This window comes from Acidisoma sp., from assembly GCF_965199065.1.
In the GTDB taxonomy this organism is placed as follows: domain Bacteria; phylum Pseudomonadota; class Alphaproteobacteria; order Acetobacterales; family Acetobacteraceae; genus Acidisoma.
The window spans coordinates 1,350,908-1,370,045 of the sequence record NZ_CBDAQN010000001.1 but is presented as its reverse complement, the minus strand read 5'-3'; the positions used below and the strand labels follow the sequence as shown (position 1 = coordinate 1,370,045).

General features: G+C 66.9%; 21 protein-coding genes and 1 tRNA gene. 13 read left to right on the top strand and 9 right to left on the bottom strand.

Annotation, left to right across the window (positions count from 1 at the left end; translation table 11 throughout):
• Positions 1-135 precede the first annotated feature (135 nt).
• Positions 136-209, bottom strand: a tRNA-Cys gene (locus ACOEQ1_RS06430).
• Between the two features lie 152 nt (positions 210-361).
• On the opposite strand from ACOEQ1_RS06430, the gene ACOEQ1_RS06425 reads away from it, so the two are divergent.
• The 3 genes from ACOEQ1_RS06425 (at position 362) to ACOEQ1_RS06415 (ending at position 3,396) form a co-directional block, all read left to right on the top strand.
• Positions 362-1,030 carry a protein-L-isoaspartate O-methyltransferase family protein gene (locus ACOEQ1_RS06425; protein WP_419758368.1) on the top strand — a complete coding sequence of 223 codons (669 nt, stop codon included), beginning with the start codon at positions 362-364 and terminating at the stop codon, positions 1,028-1,030.
• Between the two features lie 192 nt (positions 1,031-1,222).
• Positions 1,223-2,665, top strand: a complete 1,443-nt coding sequence (locus ACOEQ1_RS06420) for a TolC family outer membrane protein (protein WP_419758367.1) — start codon at positions 1,223-1,225, stop codon at positions 2,663-2,665.
• Complete coding sequence (locus ACOEQ1_RS06415; RefSeq protein WP_419758366.1) at positions 2,665-3,396, top strand: DUF2497 domain-containing protein; 732 nt, start codon at positions 2,665-2,667, stop codon at positions 3,394-3,396. The genes ACOEQ1_RS06420 and ACOEQ1_RS06415 overlap by 1 nt, the downstream gene beginning before the upstream one ends.
• 30 nt (positions 3,397-3,426) lie before the next feature.
• On the opposite strand, the gene ACOEQ1_RS06410 is transcribed toward ACOEQ1_RS06415, so the two are convergent.
• Together ACOEQ1_RS06410 and tsaD are read right to left on the bottom strand one after the other, a co-directional pair.
• Positions 3,427-4,323, bottom strand: a complete 897-nt coding sequence (locus ACOEQ1_RS06410; RefSeq protein ID WP_419758365.1) for a L,D-transpeptidase — start codon at positions 4,321-4,323, stop codon at positions 3,427-3,429.
• Positions 4,324-4,512: 189 nt separating this feature from the next.
• Complete coding sequence (tsaD, locus tag ACOEQ1_RS06405) at positions 4,513-5,637, bottom strand: tRNA (adenosine(37)-N6)-threonylcarbamoyltransferase complex transferase subunit TsaD (protein WP_419758661.1); 1,125 nt, start codon at positions 5,635-5,637, stop codon at positions 4,513-4,515.
• Between the two features lie 21 nt (positions 5,638-5,658).
• Here tsaD and hemC point away from each other — a divergent pair, with 21 nt between their 5' ends.
• The 9 genes from hemC (at position 5,659) to ACOEQ1_RS06360 (ending at position 13,587) form a co-directional block, all read left to right on the top strand.
• Positions 5,659-6,657, top strand: coding sequence for a hydroxymethylbilane synthase (gene hemC / locus ACOEQ1_RS06400; protein WP_419758364.1), 999 nt, complete (start codon positions 5,659-5,661; stop codon positions 6,655-6,657).
• 14 nt (positions 6,658-6,671) lie between these two features.
• Positions 6,672-7,382 carry a uroporphyrinogen-III synthase gene (locus tag ACOEQ1_RS06395; RefSeq protein ID WP_419758363.1) on the top strand — a complete coding sequence of 237 codons (711 nt, stop codon included), beginning with the start codon at positions 6,672-6,674 and terminating at the stop codon, positions 7,380-7,382.
• Positions 7,372-8,841: a COG4223 family protein gene (locus ACOEQ1_RS06390; RefSeq protein WP_419758362.1), complete on the top strand. Its 1,470-nt coding sequence runs from the start codon at positions 7,372-7,374 to the stop codon at positions 8,839-8,841. Before ACOEQ1_RS06395 ends, ACOEQ1_RS06390 begins: the two co-directional genes overlap by 11 nt.
• A complete protein-coding gene (locus ACOEQ1_RS06385) occupies positions 8,841-10,157 on the top strand; it encodes a heme biosynthesis HemY N-terminal domain-containing protein (protein WP_419758361.1) in 1,317 nt (438 codons plus the stop codon). Before ACOEQ1_RS06390 ends, ACOEQ1_RS06385 begins: the two co-directional genes overlap by 1 nt.
• A 58-nt stretch (positions 10,158-10,215) precedes the next feature.
• Positions 10,216-11,208 (top strand): SMP-30/gluconolactonase/LRE family protein, encoded by a 993-nt coding sequence (locus ACOEQ1_RS06380; protein WP_419758360.1) that lies wholly within the window; start codon positions 10,216-10,218, stop codon positions 11,206-11,208.
• Between the two features lie 11 nt (positions 11,209-11,219).
• Positions 11,220-11,990 carry an SDR family NAD(P)-dependent oxidoreductase gene (locus tag ACOEQ1_RS06375; RefSeq protein WP_419758359.1) on the top strand — a complete coding sequence of 257 codons (771 nt, stop codon included), beginning with the start codon at positions 11,220-11,222 and terminating at the stop codon, positions 11,988-11,990.
• Positions 11,987-12,766 (top strand): SDR family NAD(P)-dependent oxidoreductase, encoded by a 780-nt coding sequence (locus tag ACOEQ1_RS06370; RefSeq protein WP_419758358.1) that lies wholly within the window; start codon positions 11,987-11,989, stop codon positions 12,764-12,766. The genes ACOEQ1_RS06375 and ACOEQ1_RS06370 overlap by 4 nt, the downstream gene beginning before the upstream one ends.
• Positions 12,767-12,832: 66 nt before the next feature.
• Entirely contained in the window at positions 12,833-13,123 is a 291-nt protein-coding gene (locus tag ACOEQ1_RS06365) for a hypothetical protein (RefSeq protein ID WP_419758357.1), read from the top strand.
• A 125-nt stretch (positions 13,124-13,248) separates the two neighbouring features.
• The gene (locus ACOEQ1_RS06360; protein ID WP_419758356.1) at positions 13,249-13,587 is read left to right on the top strand and encodes a hypothetical protein; all 339 of its coding nucleotides are present in this window, start codon (positions 13,249-13,251) and stop codon (positions 13,585-13,587) included.
• Between the two features lie 7 nt (positions 13,588-13,594).
• On the opposite strand, the gene hisA is transcribed toward ACOEQ1_RS06360, so the two are convergent.
• Genes hisA through trpS form a run of 6 tightly spaced genes read right to left on the bottom strand, consistent with a single transcriptional unit; the run spans position 13,595 to position 17,691 of the window.
• The gene (hisA, locus tag ACOEQ1_RS06355; protein ID WP_419758355.1) at positions 13,595-14,332 is read right to left on the bottom strand and encodes a 1-(5-phosphoribosyl)-5-[(5-phosphoribosylamino)methylideneamino]imidazole-4-carboxamide isomerase; all 738 of its coding nucleotides are present in this window, start codon (positions 14,330-14,332) and stop codon (positions 13,595-13,597) included.
• Positions 14,333-14,389: 57 nt separating this feature from the next.
• Positions 14,390-14,992: an N-acetyltransferase family protein gene (locus ACOEQ1_RS06350; protein ID WP_419758354.1), complete on the bottom strand. Its 603-nt coding sequence runs from the start codon at positions 14,990-14,992 to the stop codon at positions 14,390-14,392.
• A complete protein-coding gene (gene hisH / locus ACOEQ1_RS06345; RefSeq protein WP_419758353.1) occupies positions 14,992-15,627 on the bottom strand; it encodes an imidazole glycerol phosphate synthase subunit HisH in 636 nt (211 codons plus the stop codon). Before hisH ends, ACOEQ1_RS06350 begins: the two co-directional genes overlap by 1 nt.
• Entirely contained in the window at positions 15,624-15,998 is a 375-nt protein-coding gene (locus ACOEQ1_RS06340; RefSeq protein WP_419758352.1) for a DUF2628 domain-containing protein, read from the bottom strand. Before ACOEQ1_RS06340 ends, hisH begins: the two co-directional genes overlap by 4 nt.
• On the bottom strand, positions 15,995-16,642 hold the full coding sequence (gene hisB / locus ACOEQ1_RS06335; RefSeq protein WP_419758351.1) for an imidazoleglycerol-phosphate dehydratase HisB: 648 nt from the start codon (positions 16,640-16,642) through the stop codon (positions 15,995-15,997). The genes ACOEQ1_RS06340 and hisB overlap by 4 nt, the downstream gene beginning before the upstream one ends.
• Positions 16,643-16,683: 41 nt before the next feature.
• Entirely contained in the window at positions 16,684-17,691 is a 1,008-nt protein-coding gene (gene trpS, locus ACOEQ1_RS06330) for a tryptophan--tRNA ligase (RefSeq protein ID WP_419758350.1), read from the bottom strand.
• Positions 17,692-17,956: 265 nt separating this feature from the next.
• Between trpS and ACOEQ1_RS06325 the strand changes: the two genes are divergently transcribed.
• Complete coding sequence (locus ACOEQ1_RS06325; protein WP_419758349.1) at positions 17,957-19,135, top strand: efflux RND transporter periplasmic adaptor subunit; 1,179 nt, start codon at positions 17,957-17,959, stop codon at positions 19,133-19,135.
• Positions 19,136-19,138 lie beyond the last annotated feature (3 nt).

The following is a 19,138-nucleotide window of genomic DNA, read 5'->3' as shown; positions in this document are numbered from 1 at the left end:
CCGGACCTTCGAAGTCCGTGCGGATGAGCGGTCTCGTCGCGATGGGTATCGCTGCCGGGGCGGTATAAAGTCAATGATTTTCCTGGCATAGCCGCCATTGCATCTCCGATAGCGGAGGCAATTTTCGCCGGAGATTGGAGGTCCCGCCCGGAATCGAACCGGGATTCACGGATTTGCAGTCCGTTGCATCACCACTCTGCCACGGGACCCCGCAATGGGGAGGCTTATCCATTCCGGAGGCCCCCGGGTCAAGATCAGCCGCCGCAGCGCCTCAGGGTCCGGGCCTGCCCGCGGGCCAGCTTGGCGCTACGGCGCAGCAGGGCTATGCTCGCCTCACAAATTGCGTGATCCGGTGGAGATGATGGCCAGCACGACCCTTCCTTTCGCGGCGGCCCGGCAATTCATGGTGGACAGCCAGCTACGCCCCAACAAGGTTGCCAATCCGGTTCTGCTGGATGCCATGCGCCACGTGCCGCGGGAAACCTTTCTGCCGCCGCCCCTATGGAGTGTCGCGTATGCCGATCAGGACGTGCAGCTCGCCGGTGGCCGCGTGCTCATCGCGCCGCTCGCCTTCGCCCGGCTGGCGCAGTTGCTCGACCCGGCGCCGGGCGAGCGCGTGCTGGTGATCGGCTCCGGGACCGGCTACGCCGCCGCCGTGCTCGCGACGTGCGGCGCCCGCGTGACGGCGCTCGACCAGGATCAGGCGTTGCTCGACATCGGGCGGAGCGCCATCGCGGCACTCGGGCTCGCTGTCAGCTCGCAGTGCGGTCCGCACCGCGACGGTCTGCCGGGAGTGCAGCCTTGGGATGGCATCCTCATTCAGGGCAAGATCGAATTCGTGCCCGAAGGTCTGGCGGCTCAGCTTCGCGCCGGCAGCGGGCGGCTGGTCACGATACTCGGCAAACCGGGACAGCCCGGCGTCGCCGTTCTTGGCGAACGGCAGGGAGCCCAGCTTCCTTTGGCGCGGACCTTCGATTGCACGACCGCCACGCTGCCGGGATTTGAGGCGGTGGCCGATTTCCAGTTTTAGCCGATGCCGTGGCCGCACTAAAGAGTTGGCCTTTCAGCCTGATACTATGGCAAATGCGGAGGGCGCTCCGGCCATGAAAATGACCAGCGCAAGCTGGGGGCAAGGCACAGGCAGAACACTCCCATCCCGGAATGGTCTGCGTCGGATCCTCGTCGGCCACGTAACGGCCGCTTCGCAATTGGAATGAGGTTCATGATTTCACGCATTGGCCTTCTGGTCGGGCTCGGCCTTCTAGGCGCGGCTTCGCCCGCGGCCGCGCAGACTTTGGATGAAGCGCTCGCGGCCGCCTATGCCAACAACCCGCAGCTACAGGCGGAGCGCGCAAATCTCCGTTCGACAGACGAGGGCGTGCCGCAGGCGCTGGCAGGCTGGCGCCCTCAGGTGACGGTCAGCGGAACCGCCGGCTACACCCAGGGCAGCATCTCTTCGCCTTCCCAGGATTTCCTCGGCAACGCGACGACGGTGACGACGTCGCAGGATCATCAGCTTGGCACGGTGTCGGCTCAGGTCACCGAGAACATCTACAGCGGCGGTCAGACCAAGGCGCAGACCGCCGAGGCCATCGACAAGGTGAAGTCCGAGCGCGCCAACCTGATCAATATCGAGCAGCAGGTCTTCACGAATGCCGTCTCAGCTTACGCGACGGTCATCGAGAACCAGCAGCTTCTGGCCCTCGCCATCAATAACGCGCAGGTCCTGAAGGAGCAGCTGAAGGCGACGCAGGATCGTTTCAGTGTCGGAGAGATCACCCGGACCGACGTGGCGCAGAGCGAAAGCTCGCTGGCGCAGGCGGAGGCCGAGGTGCAGACGTCGCAAGGCAACCTGCAGACGGCGCGTGCGACCTTCGAGCAGGTGATAGGTTTTCCGCCGGGCCGGTTGACGCCGCCGCAGCCCCTGGCGCTTCCCGTCAACAGCAGACGCTCGGCGGCGGCGACTGCGGCCGCCAACAACCCGGCCGTCATCCAGGCGCAGTTCAACGAGGCTTCGGCCTCGGATGCCGTCGACCTTGCCTTCAGCAAGCTCATGCCCACGCTTGCTCTGCAGGGGGAGGTCTATGACGAAGTGGGGTCCGTCGAAGCCGGCTACATCAGCAAGGGTGCCGAGGTTCTGGCGAGCCTTTCCTGGCCGCTTTACCAGGGCGGCGCCGAGTATGCGGCCATCAGGCAGGCGGTTCAGCAGCGCGAGTATGCCCGTCAGCAGGTCGACGTGGCGAAGCGCACCGCGATCGAGAACGCCGAGCAATACTGGGAAAACCTGGTGGCCACGCGCGCCACGATCACCAGCACGCGGGCGGAGATCGCCGCCAACGAGATCGCGCTGGACGGGACGGAGCGCGAGGCGCTCGTCGGCAGCCGCACGACCCTCGACGTGCTGAACGCGCAGCAGCTTCTGCTGCAGTCGCAGGTGACCCTGGTGCAGAATCTGGCCAGCCTGGTGACGGACAGCTATCAGGTTGCCGCCGCCATCGGCCGTTTTACGGCGCGCGATATCGGCCTCCACGTTCCTTTGTATGACGATAATGCTTATTACAGTGCGGTAAAGAACGCCTGGGTTGGCACAGGCGATCCGACCGCCAACTCGGTAGGCGACGAGAACGGCAGCCCGTCCGATAATCTTCGCAACGACAATCACTGATGGTCGCGCAGCATGACATTCCCGGAACTACTCCCTCGATGACGGCGGCGGCGGACGACATGCCGGAGAAAGAGCAGTCGATGGACGACATCCTGGCCTCGATCCGGCGGATCATGCTGGATGAACAGGCGCGGCTGCAGGACGGTCCGGGAGCGCCGGCCACCCCGCCCGGGCGGACTCCGGCTGCCGGCGCGGATCCTGTCCTCATCCTAGATTCGAGCATGGTCGTCGAAGGCGTGCCGCCCGAGGACCAACTCAATGCGTCCTCCGACGGCACGGAAGTCCGGGTGAATGAGGCTCGACACGCCGACGCGAAACCAGCCGCTGTCACCAGCAGTGTGCCGGCTGACGCCGAGACAGGCGACGCGGCGGCGCCAGTCCAGCGGGAGCCGTCATTCGCCGCGCATACGACGGTATTGGGCGCCACCGGGGTCGTGCCTGTGGACCTTGCTTCGAGTTCACGCCCGGTCATGATCAGCGCGCAGGAGATCGAGGCGTTGATGGCTCCGGCCGCCGCCGCCGCCGCTACGGCCTCGGTGGAGGCGCTTCTCAAGCAGTTGGGTGAGGAACGGCTCGCGGCGCTCAAACCGTCGGCGCCGTCTCCGCCGAGCCTCGAGGAGGTTGTGCGTTCGGAGCTGCGGCCTTTCCTCAAGGCTTGGCTCGATGAACATCTGCCGCCAATGGTCGAGCGTCTCGTCCGGACGGAGATCACCCGGCTGATCGGCCGGTAGGGTTGCCAACGAACGCTGCCGCGGAAGCGATCAGTCGCTGAGGGCGATGTTAGTCACGGGCGGATACGGCTTGACCGAGGGCTCCGAGCTATCCACCACGATCACCGCGTCCCCCGCGAGTGGCGTAGGTTCGAGTTCAGGCGAAAGCAGCGCGCGGTAGCCGATGTCGTTCTGGCCAAGGCGCTCGATGTCGGCGTCGATGATGCCGCGGCGGTCGAGGAACCGGTTGAGGCTGTCCGGCAGACGGATGCAGCCTTCCGAATCCGCCCGGCCGATCCGCTCTTCCAGCACGTCCGGATCGGTCGCGTGCATTTCGACGCGAACCTCCATCGTGGCGCCGGGCGTTCGCCAGTCATCGCTGGTCTGCCAGCCGAAATCCCAGACGCGCATCCCCTTCACGCCAAGGCCGCGGATATGGTTCTGATTGAAGGTGCCCTGCGCGCGGTAGCCGAGTTCCGACCCGTCGTTCAGGAGGACACCCACCGGCGTCTTGAAGTGCTGAAGCCGGCCGGGCTTGCCGGTCGAGACATGCCTGGCGCCGAGAACCTCCCAGTCACCATCCGGCTGAGCGAGGGTCATCGCCATCAGCTGGCCCTGCGGAGCGCGGTCGACGATCAGCACCAGCTGGGGCTGGCGAATGAACAGATGATCCTGACCCGCAATCCGTTGCGCAAGAACGATCAGTGCCTGCTCCTTAGCTGAAGTAAGTTGAACTGCGCCGGCAACCTCCGCCGCCATGGCCTGTCGCAAGGTGGTTGCCTCCCGGACCGTCGAGGCGGGCGACAGCGCAAGCTCATCCGACTGTGCCGGCACATAGGCCACGAGGCGAAGGCTCGCGCGGCCGGGGGCTGGTGCCGGTGCTCCAGCGGCCAAATCCCGCAGGGGTTGGACCGGTGTCGAGGCGCCCACCAGACCTTCGGCCGCCACGCTCGGACTGCCGGGAGCGTATTCAGCATCATCCGAGGCGCAAGCGCTTAAACCGAGCAGCGCGGCGGAAAGAGCGACCAGACTGGCAAGCCTGCAACCTGACGCTGTCTTGAGCACGTTCGACCGCCGCTTTTCGAAACATCCTCTCTTATCTAACACATTTGTGTAGGTTTTTAGTGAACCAGATTATCAAAAGGCTGATTGCGAGGTCACATTTTGGTAGGCCGCTGATGTGCCAATTGGCCAGCGCGGCTGCGGGCGCACTTCAAGACCCTCGGTGGCGAGGCCCAGCCGCAGCCGCTCGATCGCGGCCCAGCCGATCATCACGGCATTGTCGCCACAGTAGCGGAGCGGCGGTGCGACCATCGGCACCCCGTGCCGCTTCCCGGCTTCGGCCAAAGCCTGCCGGATCGTCTGATTGGCAGCGACCCCGCCAGCGACGACGAGGCACGTCGCATCCGGCGCCATAGCAAGCGCATGGGCAGCCCGATCGGCCAGAACCTCCGCCGCTGCCGCCTGAAAGCTGGCGGCGATATCGGCGCACATCCGGGGCTCCATGGCTCCTGGCGGGAGCGTCGCGACCAACTGCGCGACCGCCGTCTTGAGACCCGAGAAGCTGAAATCACATCCCGGACGGCCCAGTAGCGGCCGGGGGAAACCATGGCGGCGGCTGTCGCCAGACAGCGCGAGGCGCTCCAGAGCCGGACCCCCTGGCAACGGCAAGCCGAGGAGCTTCGCGACCTTGTCGAAGGCCTCGCCAACCGCATCGTCGATCGTGCCGCCGAGGCGGCGATAGCGCCCGACGCCCTCCACTCGCACGCATTGGCAGTGACCGCCGGAGAGCAGGAGGAGCAGATACGGAAATCCGGCGCCACTCGGCGTGAGCCCGGGAAGGCGCGCTGTGAGCGCGTGTCCCTCGAGATGATTGACGGCAATGAAGGGGCGACCGGCGGCAAGCGCCAAGCCCTTGCCGAAGCCGGCGCCAACGAGCAGACCGCCGATCAGCCCGGGACCTGTGGTGGCGGCCACGGCGGCAAGATCATCGGCCCGCAATCCGGCGTCCTGCAGCGTCGCCGCCGCCATCGCCGGCAGGTGGGAGAGATGGGCGCGGGCGGCGATCTCGGGCACGACGCCGCCGAATGGCGCATGGTCCGCGAACTGGCTCAGCACGCGCTCGGCGAGGACGGCGCCGTCGGCAGAGAGGATTGCCACGGCAGTCTCGTCGCAGGATGTCTCAATCGCGAGAACCGGCCCCGCGGATGCGCCGCTCCAGTCAAGGCCGATGTGCAGCGCGGTAGTCTTCTCTTCATTCATGTCAGGCATTATCAGGCGCCGATGAGGTCATCCGACATTCTATCGCACGAACCGCGCGTTAAACCCCATCTCCGTGCGCTCCCTCTGCGTGTCGGCACGCGCGGATCTCCGCTGGCCCTGGCCCAGACGCGGGCGTTCCAGGCGCAGCTGAGCCGCTTCTGCCCTGTGCTGGATTCCATGAGCGTCTTCGAAGAGCATGTGATCACCACGTCGGGCGACCGCATCCAGGATAAACGGCTCGCAGAAGTAGGCGGCAAGGGCCTGTTCTCGAAAGAAATTCATGAAGCGCTTCAGGATCGTCGGATCGATCTCGCCGTCCACAGCCTGAAGGACCTCGAAACCGATTTGCCGCCGGGCATCGTGCTCGCCTGCACCCTCAAGCGTGAGGATGCGCGTGACGTATTGATCCTCGGGCAGGCGCTGGAGAAGCCGGACCCGGACGCGCCGTATTCGTCGCTGCCGCCGCAGGCCGTCGTAGGCTCCGCCTCGGTCCGTCGCCAGGCGCAGTTGCTGCACGCGCGGCCGGATATCCAGGTTCGCACCATTCGCGGCAACGTGCAGACGCGCCTCAACCGGGTGCGGGCAGGCGAGTTTGACGGCAGCCTGCTGGCGCTTGCCGGGTTGCGCCGCCTGGGCCTTGCCGGCGCGGCCGCCGTCATCATCGCGCCCGAGATCATGGTGCCGGCCGCGGGCCAGGGTATTGTGGGCGTCACCGTCCGCGCGGACGATGTCGAACTTCGCGAACTGCTCGCCGCCATCGAGGATCCGGAGGCACGGGCCGTCTCCATGGCCGAACGCGGGCTGCTGGCCGCGCTCGACGGCTCCTGCCGCACGCCCATCGGCGGCTATGCCCGGCTGATCGACGGCGAGCTGCGGCTGACAGGTCTGGTCGCGAGGGAGGACGGCTCGTTCCTCCTCAAGTCACATATCGAGGGCAGCGCGCGGGAGGCGGAGGCCCTCGGGCGTGCGCTCGGAGAGGAGCTGCGCGGGCAGTCTCCGGCCGATATCTTCCTGGACTGAGACGGAGCGGTGCGATGACGCCGACGCCGGTTCTCGTCACGCGGCCTGAGCCGGGAGCTTCGGCGACCGCGCGGCAGCTGCGGAGCATGGGATTCGCGCCGGAGGTCGCACCTCTGCTGACGATTGCGCCCATGCCGGCGGCGCTACCGCCACCAGAGGCGCTGCACGGTATCGTCGTCGCCAGCCAACATGCGGTGCCGCCTTTGCCCCGGAGCCACCGCGGCCTGCCGCTGTTCGCGGTCGGCGAGGCGACGGCCGCGGTCGCCCGGCAGAGCGGCTTCGCAGACGTCCGGAGCGCCGACGGCGATGCCCCAGCGCTGGCAGCGCTTGTGGCGCTCAGCCTCATGCCGGGCGATCGCCCGCTGCTGCTGGTCGCGGGGCTAGGGCAGGGTCGCCATCTCATGCGGCTTCTGACGGAGAGCGGTTTTGCCGTGGAGCGTAGAGAGGTCTATGCGGCTCAGCCGGTCGACGCGCTGCCGGAGACGGCTCGTGCGATGATCTGCGGTTGCCGGCGCGGGCAGGTCTTGCTCTTCTCGCGGGAAACCGCACTTTGCCTCAGCCGGCTGATACAGGAGACAGAGCTATTGGCCGGCCTCTCGACGCTCGACCTTGCCGCCATCAGCAGACCTGTCGCCGAAGCGGTTAGGGGCTTGCCCTGGCGGAGTATCCGTGTGGCAATGAAACCCACAGAAAACGCGGTGTTGGCCCTTCTGCATGATCGATGAACCCTCGAACGACCCGTCACCCGAGGCCGATAGGCCGATCGCTTTAGGCGGCCCCCATGCGGCCGGCGAGGAGGCGGTGTCGTCCCCGTCGCCTGGACCTGAGCCGCAGCGAGAGGCGCCGGACATTGGACCGACAGTCCCTGGATCGACGGCGTCTCCGGTGCCGCCGCCGCCGCAGAGGCGTTCGGTGGCCATGCCGCTGCTCGGGGTGCTCGGCTTTGTGATCCTGGCCGCCGCCATCGGTTATCTGTGGGTTCGTCCGGCGCCGACACCGGCGATGCCCGCGATGCCGCCGGACGAGAGCGACGCGGTCGCGGCACTTCAATCGGATCTGGCGTCGCTGAAGACCCATCTCGCGACGCTGGATAAGCGCGAAAACTCCGACGTGGCGGCCTTGCACGCGGCGATCGCGGCCCTTCCCGCAGCAACTTCCGCCGCCCAGCCCTCCAGCACGGGCCAGCCCTCCGGCACGGCCCAGAACTCCGGCACGGCCCAGAACTCCGGCACGGCCCAGAACTCCGGCGCGGCCCAGAACTCGGCAGCCGCCGGGAACTCCACGCCACCGGGTGGTTCGACGACTTCAGAGAGTCCGGCGCCCGCTCAAAGTTCCACGCCCACGCAAAGTTCGTCCTCCACGTCGCCCTCGGCGACCTCGCAGAGCGCAACGCCCGCACAAAACGCGGCGGCACCCGCACCCTCGGCCGTGGTCGCCCAGGCGGCGGCGGACGCCGCTCTGACCCAGTCCGTGGCCAGCCTCTCCAACCGTATCGACCAGCTGCAGTCGGCCGAAGCCGCACAGGCGCAGCAGACACAGTCGCTGCCCTCCGCCGCCGATGTCTCAAAACTCGCTTCCCGCGTCGATGATGTGGGCCAGAGGGAGTCCAAGGACGACACGGCCATCCGGCAGGATATCAATCTGGTGCAGCAGCAGCTTGCCACTCTGACAGGCCAGGCGCAGACCCTGACCAAGACCTCGGCCGCCGTTCCGAAACTGACAGCCCAGGCCGATCGCCTGGGTCAGATCGTCCGGGCGCAGGAGGCGCTGCGCGCCGGACTGCCGCTCGGCACGATCGCGAACGCGCCGCAAGCCCTCGCCCGTTATGCCGACACAGCGCCACCGACGCAGTCGGCGCTTCAGCTGTCTTTCACCAGCGCGGCGCAGGCTGCCGACATGGCCGGCGAGCCCGTGCCGGATCAAGGCCACTTCTGGCACCGGGTCTGGATGCGAGCGCAGAACCTCGTCATGGTCCGCCAAGGCGATCGCGTTGTCCTCGGGGATCCGACCAGCGCGATCCTCGCCCATGCTCAGACCGTGCTTGATGCCGGTGACCTTTCGGGGGCGCTTGCGGTGCTCGGCACCCTGACCGGGCCAGCGGCTCAGGCCATGGCGCCTTGGGAGGCCCAGGCGCGCGCCCTGTTGCAGGCGCGCGAGGCCCTGACGCAGATGGCAGCCGGCTGATGCGTCGCGTAATCGGCTTTCTCATCCTGGCGGCGATCCTGGTGGCGATCGCCTTCGGCCTCGGCGCGCTGCCGGGCCAGATCGGCGCCACCTTCGGCAGCTGGACCGTTCAGGCACCGCTGCCGCTGGTTCTGGTCGCGGCTGTCATCCTGTTCGTCGTCCTCTACCTGCTCGTGCGGCTGCTGGCGCTGCTGCTCTCGACCCCAGGGCGTTTCGGGCGGAGCCGACAGGAACGCCAGGTTCGTCAGGGCGACCGCGCCGTGACACGTGCCTTCGCGGCACTGGCGGCGGCGGATCCGAAGGCGGCTCAGCGCGAGGCCCAGCGCGCCAAGCGCCTGCTGCCCAACGCGCCGATGGCGCTGCTCGTTTCCGCCGAGGCAGCGCGGCTCGCCGGCAACCCGGAGGAGAGCGAAGCCCATTACCGCGCGCTCGCCGAGCAACCGGATGCCGCGTTCCTCGGGCTTCGCGGGTTGCTGCGTCAGGCGCTCGACGCGCATGACTGGACGCTCGCCGCCGACATCGCTCGTCGCGCGGAGCTCGCACATCCTGGCGCGAGCTGGCTACGCAGCGAACGGGCAAGGCTGGCTCTCCGCACCGGCAGCTGGGCCGAGGCCCTGGCGCTCTCGGGGCCGGAAGCGCCGCGCGCAGTGATGGCAACCGCGGCAGCCGAAGCGGCGACCGACCCGATCCAGGCGTTACGGCTGGCCAAGGACGCCTTCGCAGCCGATCCGAAGCTTACACCGGCCGCGTTGGCCTATGCGAGCCGGCTGCGGGCGGGGCGCGAGGCCCGAAAGGCCGAGAACGTCGTTGAAAAAGCCTGGGCGGCAGCGCCGCACCCCGATCTGGCAACCTTCTACCTCGAGCCGGTGACCGACCCGCTTGAGCGGGTGCGCGAGGCCGAGCGGCTTACGGCCTTCAACAAGAACAGCCCCGAGAGCCATTTTCTGCTGGCGCAGGCCAACCTTGCAGCGAACCTCACGGGCGAGGCTCGGCGGCATGCGCAGGCCGCGTTAGCCGCAGGGTTGGATCAGCGTCGGCTTTGGGTGCTCAAAGCGGATATCGAGGATGCCGACGCGGCGGCGGGCGGCGGAGAGGCCGCGGCATTCGCGGCCCATGAGGCGCTGCGACGGAGCCAGACGGCACGCCCGGACCCGCGTTGGCGCTGCACGACCTGCGGCGCCGAGCCGGGCGCATGGCATGCAGCCTGCCCCTCCTGCGGGACGGTCGGGCGGATGCAGTGGACCGACAAGACCGTGCCGGCGAGCGGGGTCAACGTCCCTGCGCTGACGTTGCTGCCAGGCGCGACGGCAACCTAGGAACGGTCGCCACGAGCCTCTCAATACGAAACTTCTCGGAAGAAGGAGTGGAACAACGATGGACCAAGCGATAACGGCGGGTTCGCATCCCTTTGGCCGCCATGATCCGCTGCCTCTCGGCCATCTGCCCGCGACACGCTACCCCGATCCACGGGTCGAGGCTCTCGATCGGCGTTTCACTGCCCGGCAGGGGAATGCGGGGATCGAGCGGATCGCGACCGGCTTCCGCTGGGCGGAAGGGCCGGTCTACTTCCCGGCGGGCGGCTATCTGCTCTGGAGCGACATCCCCAACAACCGCATGCTGCGCTGGCTCGAGGATGACGGGCATGTCAGCGTGTTCCGCAGCCCCTCCAACTTCGCCAACGGAAACACCTGTGATCGCGAGGGCCGCTTGGTCACCTGCGAGCATGACGCGCGTCGCGTGACCCGGACGGAGTTCGACGGCAGCATCACGGTGCTTATGGACCGGCATGATGGCCGGCGGCTGAACGCGCCGAACGATGTCGTCGTCGCCTCCGACGGCGCCATCTGGTTCACCGATCCGGGCTACGGGATCGACGGTCCCTACGAAGGCCACGCCGCCGAGGCCGAACTCTCCCGCCACGTCTATCGCCTCGATCCGGCGACCGGGAAGGCGACGGTTGTGGCCGATGACTTCGTGCGCCCCAACGGACTGGCCTTCTCGCCTGACGAGAAGCGCCTCTATGTCGTCGACAGCGGCATCACCCACGGCGGGCCCGCGCACATCCGCGTCTTCGAGGTTGACGGCGCGAAGCTCCGGAACGGACGCGTTTTCGCGGAGGACTTCGCGCCCGGCTTCACCGACGGGCTCCGCACAGATGCCGACGGCAATGTCTGGTGCAGCATGGGCTGGGCCGATCCCGGAGAGGACGGCGTGCGCTGCTACGCACCGGATGGTGACCTCATCGGCAAGATCCATCTGCCGGAGAGCTGCGCCAACCTGTGCTTCGGCGGCAAGAAGGGCCATCGGCTGTTCATGGCTGCCAGCACCTCCGTCTATTCCGTCTTCCTCAACACCACCGGCGCCTGAGGGGCATGACCATGAGCGAAACACTTCCGGCTGGTCTTGGCCGTCTGCAGGGCAAGGTGGCGCTGGTGACCGGCGCCTCGAGCGGTATCGGCCGCGCCACAGCCCTCCGCTTCGCGGCCGAGAGCGCGAGGCTCGTCATCAACGACATTGACGCTCCACGGCTGGAGACGCTCCGCGCCACCATAGCCGCGGCTGGGGCCGAGGTGCGGGCCGCCGTCGGCGATGTGGCGAAAACCGAGGATGCGGAGGCGATGGTGGCTGTCGCGGTCGCGGAGTTTGGGCGGCTGGACGTGCTGGTCGCCAATGCGGGCATCATCCCGGAGATGGACCTCGCCACGGCGACGGCCGAGGATTTCGATCACGTCATGGCCATCGACGGGCGGGGGATGTTCCTCAGCTGCAAGTTCGCGGTCGCGGCGATGCTGAAGACGGGCGGCGGCTCGATTGTCTGCCTCTCTTCCATCTCCGGCGAGGCGGGGCAGAAGCGCCAGGCCGTCTACGGCCCTGCGAAGTTCGTCGCCTCCGGCATCACCAAGCACTTGGCGGTGGAACTTGCATCGCAGGGCATCCGGGTCAATGCGGTGGCGCCGGGCACGATCGCGACTGCAGGACTTATGAAGATGTCGGCGGAATACATCGCCGGCGTCACGGCCGCGCACCCGATCGGCCGGGTCGGCGACCCGGCGGAGGTGGCGGCTGCGATCCTGTTCCTAGCGTCGGACGATGCGTCCTTCATCACAGGCGCGGTCCTGCCGGTCGATGGCGGCTATCTGGCGCAATGACCGACGCCGGCATTCCAACGCCGTTCCGGGCGGACGGTCTGGTTGCGGCGATCACCGGTGGCGCGAGGGGCATCGGGCTTGCGGCCGGGCGGCTGCTCGTCGCCATGGGCGCTCGCGTCGTGCTGATGGACCAGGACGAGCAAGCGGCGATTGACGCGGCACGGGAGGTTGGAAGCGGAGCGACGCGTGGCCTCGGGCTGGACGTGACGGACGAAGCGGCGGTTCGTGCGGCGTTCGCGGACGTCGTGGAGCGGGAGGGGCGGCTCGACATCCTGGTGAACAACGCGGGACGGGCGATCCGGCGGCCATCGCTGGAGCTCGATCTCGCGGATTGGGAGGCGGTCGTCGCCGTCAACATGACCGGCGCATTTGTGTGCGCGCGTTCGGCGGCGGCACTGATGATCGAGGCCGGGCGGGGCGGGGCCATCGTCAACACGGCCTCCGTCATGGGGCTGTCCGGCGGCGGGCTGTACCCGAACATCTCCTACCAGACGACGAAGGGCGCGATCGTGAACATGACGCGTGCGCTGGCGGTGGAGTGGGCGGCCCAGCGCATTCGGGTGAACGCAGTTGCGCCTACCTGGACGCGAACCGGCTTCATCGGCGAGTTGGAGCAGAACCCGGCGCTGATGCAGCGCATTCGCGACGTGACACCGCTTGGGCGGTTGGCGGAGGCGGAGGAAGTGGCTTACGCGATCGGCTTCCTGGCAAGCCCCGCGGCGGCGATGATCACCGGCACGACCTTGGCGGTGGATGGCGGTTTTCTGGCGCAGTAGGGGCCGTGGCGCGAGCCTGTCATCACTCGTATGATCCCGCGCACAAACTCAAGCCGCGGGTACTCGATGCCGAACCTAGATGTGCAGGATGCCATAAAGAGGGCTCGCAATATTGTTGGCGAGATCTTTAAAGACGAACCGATTGCCGACATAGGGCTCGAAGAAGTCGAGCATGACGTTGATGGCTGGAAGATCACCATCGGCTTCAATCGGATCTGGAAAACCCAACCGTCGGGCCTTGCCGGCATGCTCTACTCCCCCGGTTTCCAGCGCTCCTTCAAAGTCGTCACGATATCGGACGCGGATGGTACTTTGGTTTCGATTAAGAACCGTGAACCAGCTTCGGCAAACAGTTGAGAGGCCTGCTACTGGATACAAACCTTCTGGTTCTGCTCGTGGTTGGGCTGGCGAACGAAGGCTGGATTAAGTCTCATAAGGCTCTAAGCGCTTACAATCTCAGAGATTTTCAGGAGTTGAGGACGGTGCTGACCGGCTACGATGGACTTTATGTTACACCGAGCACTCTGACGGAATGCTCCAATCTCAGCCGCCAGATTACGGGTGACGCCAAGCGCAGGGTGAGCCTCACCCTGGGACAGCTAATCCATAACGCCACTGAACTACATGTCAGGAGCGTCGAAGTCTGTAGTAGCGAGAGCTACCTTCGGCTCGGTCTAGCCGATGCCGTGCTTTTGGCATTGATGAACCGCAATATCACGTTGCTGACCGCTGACTTCGATCTCTACCAGGCTGCTTGCGGCATCGCACCCGACAGGTCGGTCAACTTCAACCATCTGCCGCACCGGAGCGAATTTCGGTAGCGGAGGCTCAAGCCAAAGCCTTCAGCGCCTCCGCCGGCGTGATCCGGCCATCGTACAGCGCCCGCCCGACGATCACGCCGTCGATCCCCGGCGTCTTCACAGCCACCTCCCGCAAAGCCACCAGATCACCAACCGAACCCACGCCGCCCGAGGCTATCACCGGCGTCGTGACTGCTCGCGCCAAAGCCGCCGTGGCATCGAGGTTGAGGCCCCCCAACATGCCGTCCCGCCCGATGTCCGTGAAAATGATGGCCGCGGCACCGGCATCCTCGAACCGTAGCGCCAACGCCTCGGCCGAAAGCGCGGAAGTCTCGGCCCAGCCCTCGGTCGCGACAAATCCATCCCGCGCGTCGATGCCAACCACGATCCGCCCCGGGAACATCCGGCATGCCTCGCGCACGAGGTTTGGGTTCTTGGCGGCAATGCTGCCGAGAATGACGCGCCTGACGCCGTCGGCCAGCCAAGCTTCGATGCTCGGCAACTCGCGGATGCCGCCACCAAGCTGCACCGGAACCCGCGCCGCCGCCAGAATGGCCCGCACCGCTTCGGCATTCACCGACCGGCCCGCGAAAGCTCCATCCAGATCGACCACGTGGAGCCATTGGCACCCGGCCTCCTGCCAGGCCACCGCCTGCGCGCCGGGATCATCGCCATAAACCGTCGCCTGATCCATATCGCCACGCCGGAGCCGGACACAGGCGCCACCCTTGAGGTCGATCGCCGGATAGAGCGTCAGAGCCCGCATCATCATCCTCAAAAAGGCGAGCCCGCGCTTCTTTTCGAACGTAGAAGCAAAACCTCCTCACGCCTTGCGCTGAAGAAGCTTGTAGAAAAACACGCCGGCGATCATCTGGCCGCCGACCCTGGCATAGGCCGGATGTTCGCCCCAACGCAGGTAGCCGAGCGCATCATAAAGCGCGATCGCACCCACATGCGTCTCCCGCACGTCGAGGTTGAGCACCTGGTAGCCCATGCCGCGCGCGCGTTCCTCGACCCGCATCACCATCATCCGCGCGAGACCCAGCCGCCGGGCGTAGGGCGCTACGAACGCCTGTGTGATCGTCGCCGCCATCGCCTGCGCCTCATTGTTCCGCGACGGCCGCACGAGCTGCGTTGAACCGACAATCACCCCATCGACCCGGCCGACGTAAATCTCGCGCTCCGGCACCATGAGCAGACCGCGAAAATAACTCTCGATCACCTGCCGTCCGGGCGGGTTCACCCAGCCGAAGCCGCCGCCATCGATGATGGCCGCATCCGTCGCCTCGCAGAGCGCCAGGAGATCCTCCTCGGAGAAGGTGGCGATCCGGTCGACGCTCAGCTTCGGCTTCGCCTGGGGGAGCGGCGGGAGCGCGGTTTCCGCCGCGCCCGCAGTCTCCCGCGTATGGGAGCTTTCCACCGCCATCACGGCGTCCACCTCAGGAAATTGCCCATGATGGTGAGGCCGACCTCCTGGCTCTTCTCGGGGTGAAACTGGGTTCCGGCGCGATTGCCGTTCGCCACCATCGCCACGACCGGGCCGCCGTAATCGGTGGTGGCCAAGCATTCCTCCTCCGCCCCGCCGGTCAAGGAGTAGCTGTGCGCGAGATAGACGTGGTCGCCCGGCGCAATTCCATCGAGCAGCGGATGCGAGCCCGGCGTGAAGTCGAGCGCGTTCCAGCCCATCTGCGGCAGCCGCAGCGAGGGCGCCGGCATGCGCGTGATCTCGCCCTTCACCCAGCCCAGCCCGTCGGTCGCGCCGTATTCGAGACCGCGCTCCGCCATAAGCTGCATGCCGACGCAGATCCCGAGGAAGGGGGTGCCGCCGGCGACCGACTGCTCCAGCGCATCGCGGAGGCCGGGAACAGCGGCCAGCCCATCCATGCACTCGGCGAAGGCGCCCTGGCCGGGCAGCACGATGCGATCGGCGGCGCGGATGTCCGCGGGGTCGCTCGTCACGATGACCTCCCCGGACTCGCCTGCGCGTTCGGCCGCAGAGGCGACCGCACGGGAGGCGGAGGCGAGGTTGCCGCTCCCATAGTCGACGACGACGACCTTCATGGCAGGTCCGAAGCGGCGAGCGTGGGGTCGCGGGTGATGAGCCGGGCGTAGGCGGCATCGCTGTCACGGCCGGCGAGGACGTGGCTCTCCTCGTAGCCCTGGCGGGCGAGGGACCAGCGGCAGAGGTCGCGGCCGTTCCAGCCCAGCAGCGCGGCATAGCCCAGGAGCAGGATGAGCGGCAGGTTGGAGCCGTTCAGCACGCTGGCGACCACGCCCAACCCGATCAGCACGGCGAGCGCAATGATGCCGGCCACCCAGGCGCGCTGGGCGAAGAGCCAGACCGGACCGAACAGAAAGGCGCCGAGGCTGAACCCTTCCCGGATGAGGCGCGGCGCACGACCCGGGGCAAGATGGGCGGTAAAGATCCTCATCCCGCGAGTGACCCCTTTGTGGAGGGGATCAGCCCGCGTTGCCGCGGATCAGGCTCTACCGCCATCCGCAGCGCACGCGCCGTCGCCTTGAAGCAACCCTCGGCGATATGGTGGTCGTTGCGTCCGGCCCGCTGGATGAGGTGCAGCGCGAACAGACCATTGCCGGACAGGGCCCGGAAGAACTCCTCGAAGAGCTCGGTATCCATCTCGCCGATTTTGGGACGCGTGAACGCGACCTGCCAGCCAAGCGTCGCTCGCCCCGAGAGGTCGATCGCGGCTTCCACCAGCGCCTCATCCATCGGCACCAGCGCCTGTCCGTAGCGGCCGATGCCGCGCTTGTCGCCAACCGTCCTGAGGATCAACTGGCCGAGCACGATGCCGACATCCTCGACCGTGTGGTGAAAGTCGACATGGAGATCGCCCTTCGCGACGATGTCGAGGTCGAACAACGCGTGCCGGCCGAGGGCCGTGAGCATGTGGTCGAAGAACCCGATCCCGGTTTCGGCGCGGACCTGGCCGGTTCCGTCGAGGTCGAGCCGGATCGTCACCTCAGTCTCGGAGGTGGCGCGCGTCAGGCTGGCGGAGCGAGGCGAGGTTTCCAGCACCGAAGACGCCGGAGACGGAGAGGGCGGGATCGCATCCATGCCTGCTTGATAACCTATCCGGCCCATCTTTACACCTCGGCCTACACGGAAGGCCGTTGCAGAAACCCAACAAGGCGCTCGGCCTCGGCAACGATCGGGTTGGCAATAGCCCCGGCCCTGGCCGCGCCGTCGAACAGCAGCCGGTCGATATACCCGGGGTCGGCTAGGAGCCGTTTCGTTTCTGCACCGATTGGAGTGAGTTTCGCGACCGTCAGCGCGGCCAGCGCATCCTTGAAGCCGGCGAAACCCTGGCCGCCATATTCGGCGAGCACCGCCGCGGGCGTCATGCCCGCAAGCGCCCCATAGATGCCGACGAGATTGCGGGCCTCGGCGCGGCCCTCCAGTCCCTCGGGGTCGCTCGGCAGAGGTTCGGCATCAGTCCTTGCCTTGCGGATCTTGCCGGCGATCGCGTCGGCGTCGTCGCCAAGATTGATCCGGCTCTGATCCGACGGGTCGGACTTCGACATCTTCTTCGTGCCGTCCCGCAATGACATCACCCGCGCCGCCTCAGGCATGATGAGGGGTTCGATGAGGGGGAAGAAGGGCGTCGCGTAATCGTGATTGAACTTCTGGGCGATGTCGTTCGCGAGTTCGAGATGTTGTTTCTGGTCGTCGCCGACCGGCACGCGGGTGGCGTGGTAGGCCAGGATGTCGGCGGCCATGAGGTTTGGATAGACGTAAAGCCCGGCCGAGGCGGCTTCTCGGTCCTTGCCTGCCTTGTCCTTGAACTGGGTCATCCGGTTGAGCCAGCCGATGCGGGCGACGCAGTTGAAGATCCAGGCGAGCCGGGCATGGGCCGGTACGGCGGACTGATGAAAGAGGATGTGGCGCTCGGGGTCGACCCCGCAGGCGATAATGGCGGCGGCCAGTTCCCTGGTCTGCTGCCGGAGCGTCTCCGGCTCCTGCCAGGTGGTGATGGCGTGCAGGTCCACCACACAATAAAGGCAATCGTGTTCGGCCTGCAGAGCCACCCAGTTGCGGATCGCTCCGAGATAGTTGCCGAGCGTCGGAATGCCCGACGGCTGTATCCCGGAAAAAACGCGCTGCATGGTTCCACCTTTCATCGCCGTCCGAGGAAAGCGCCCTCTGCCGGCCGCCGGCCGTGCCTGCGGGTCGTGCGGGCTTTTCTTCGCATCCGATCCGCCCGTCAATCTGCAGACGCTCATGCTGCGCTGCGTCAGGCCGGTTGACCGATCGGTCAACCGGTTACACAACAGGCGCGAATGATCGGGAAAGGCGCCTTCCAGCAGGGAGCCTTCCGCGCGATCGTGGCTCTTCCGTCAGCCATCAAGGCTCAAGCCCAGGGATTTCCTGATGCGGTTTCGCTATTTGTCGCTTGTCGTTGCAGCCATGCTGGTGGCCGGCGGTTCGCCGGGGGCACAGGCGCAAACGGGGCCGGGCGGGCCGCCCGCGGTCGGCGTCGTGAAGGCCGCGCTCACCCCCATCTACCAGTCGAGCGAATACATCGGCCGCGTTCAGGCCATCAGCAAGATCACGATCAGGGCGCGGGTGACGGGCCTCCTGGAGGAGCGCGACTTCCATGAAGGCGACGAGGTCAAGAAGGGCCAGAAGCTCTTCGTCATCGAGCAGCCGCCCTACCAGGCGGCCGTGCTGCAGGCCCAAGGCCAGGTCGTGCAGGCAGAGGCGACCCTGCGCAACGCCAGGCTGAACCTAAGCCGCTCGCAGACGCTTCTGAACACGCCTGCCGGCCAGCGCTCCACCGTCGACAGCGACCAGGCGAGTGCGGGTCAGGGCCAAGGCTCCCTTCTTGTCGCCGAAGCCCAGCTGCAGACCGCACAGATCAACCTCGGCTACACGACCATTCTCTCGCCGATCGACGGCAGGATCGGCATCGCGACCGATCCCGGCAACGTCGTCGCCTTCACCGACGCGGCGCTCGCGACCGTGGTGAGCGAGGACCCCGAATACGTGCTGTTTCCGGTCTCCGAGACCGAGGCATCGCTGCTCAAGTCCAAAAACGCCGGGCAAGGGGGCCTTGCCGCCATGACGGTAAAGCTGCGCCTTCCGGACGGGCAGACATACGACAAGACCGGCAAGATCGATTTCAGCGACATCAGCATCAATTCCTCGACCGACACGCTCGATCTGCGCGCCGTCGTGCCGAACCCGCCGCGGGCCAACACCTTGGCGCTTGGCAGCGACCGCACCCTGGTCGACGGCGGGTTCGTCACCGTCATTCTCCAGTCGAAGAACGCCCAGCAGCAGGTGACGGTGCCGCGGGCGGCGGTGCTGGCCGACCAGCAAGGCTATTACGTCTTCGTCCTCGGGCCGGGGAACACGGCGCAGCGGCGGAACATCACGCTCGGCGATTCGACGGCACTTCTCGCCGTCGTGGCGACCGGCCTCAAGGCCGGCGAGACCGTGGTCGCAGATGGCGTGCAGCGCGTGAAACCGGGGGCGCCGGTGAAGCCTACGCCCTTCACGCCGCCAGACTACAGCGCGCCGGGCAGCACGGACGGGTCGGGTCAGTGACGG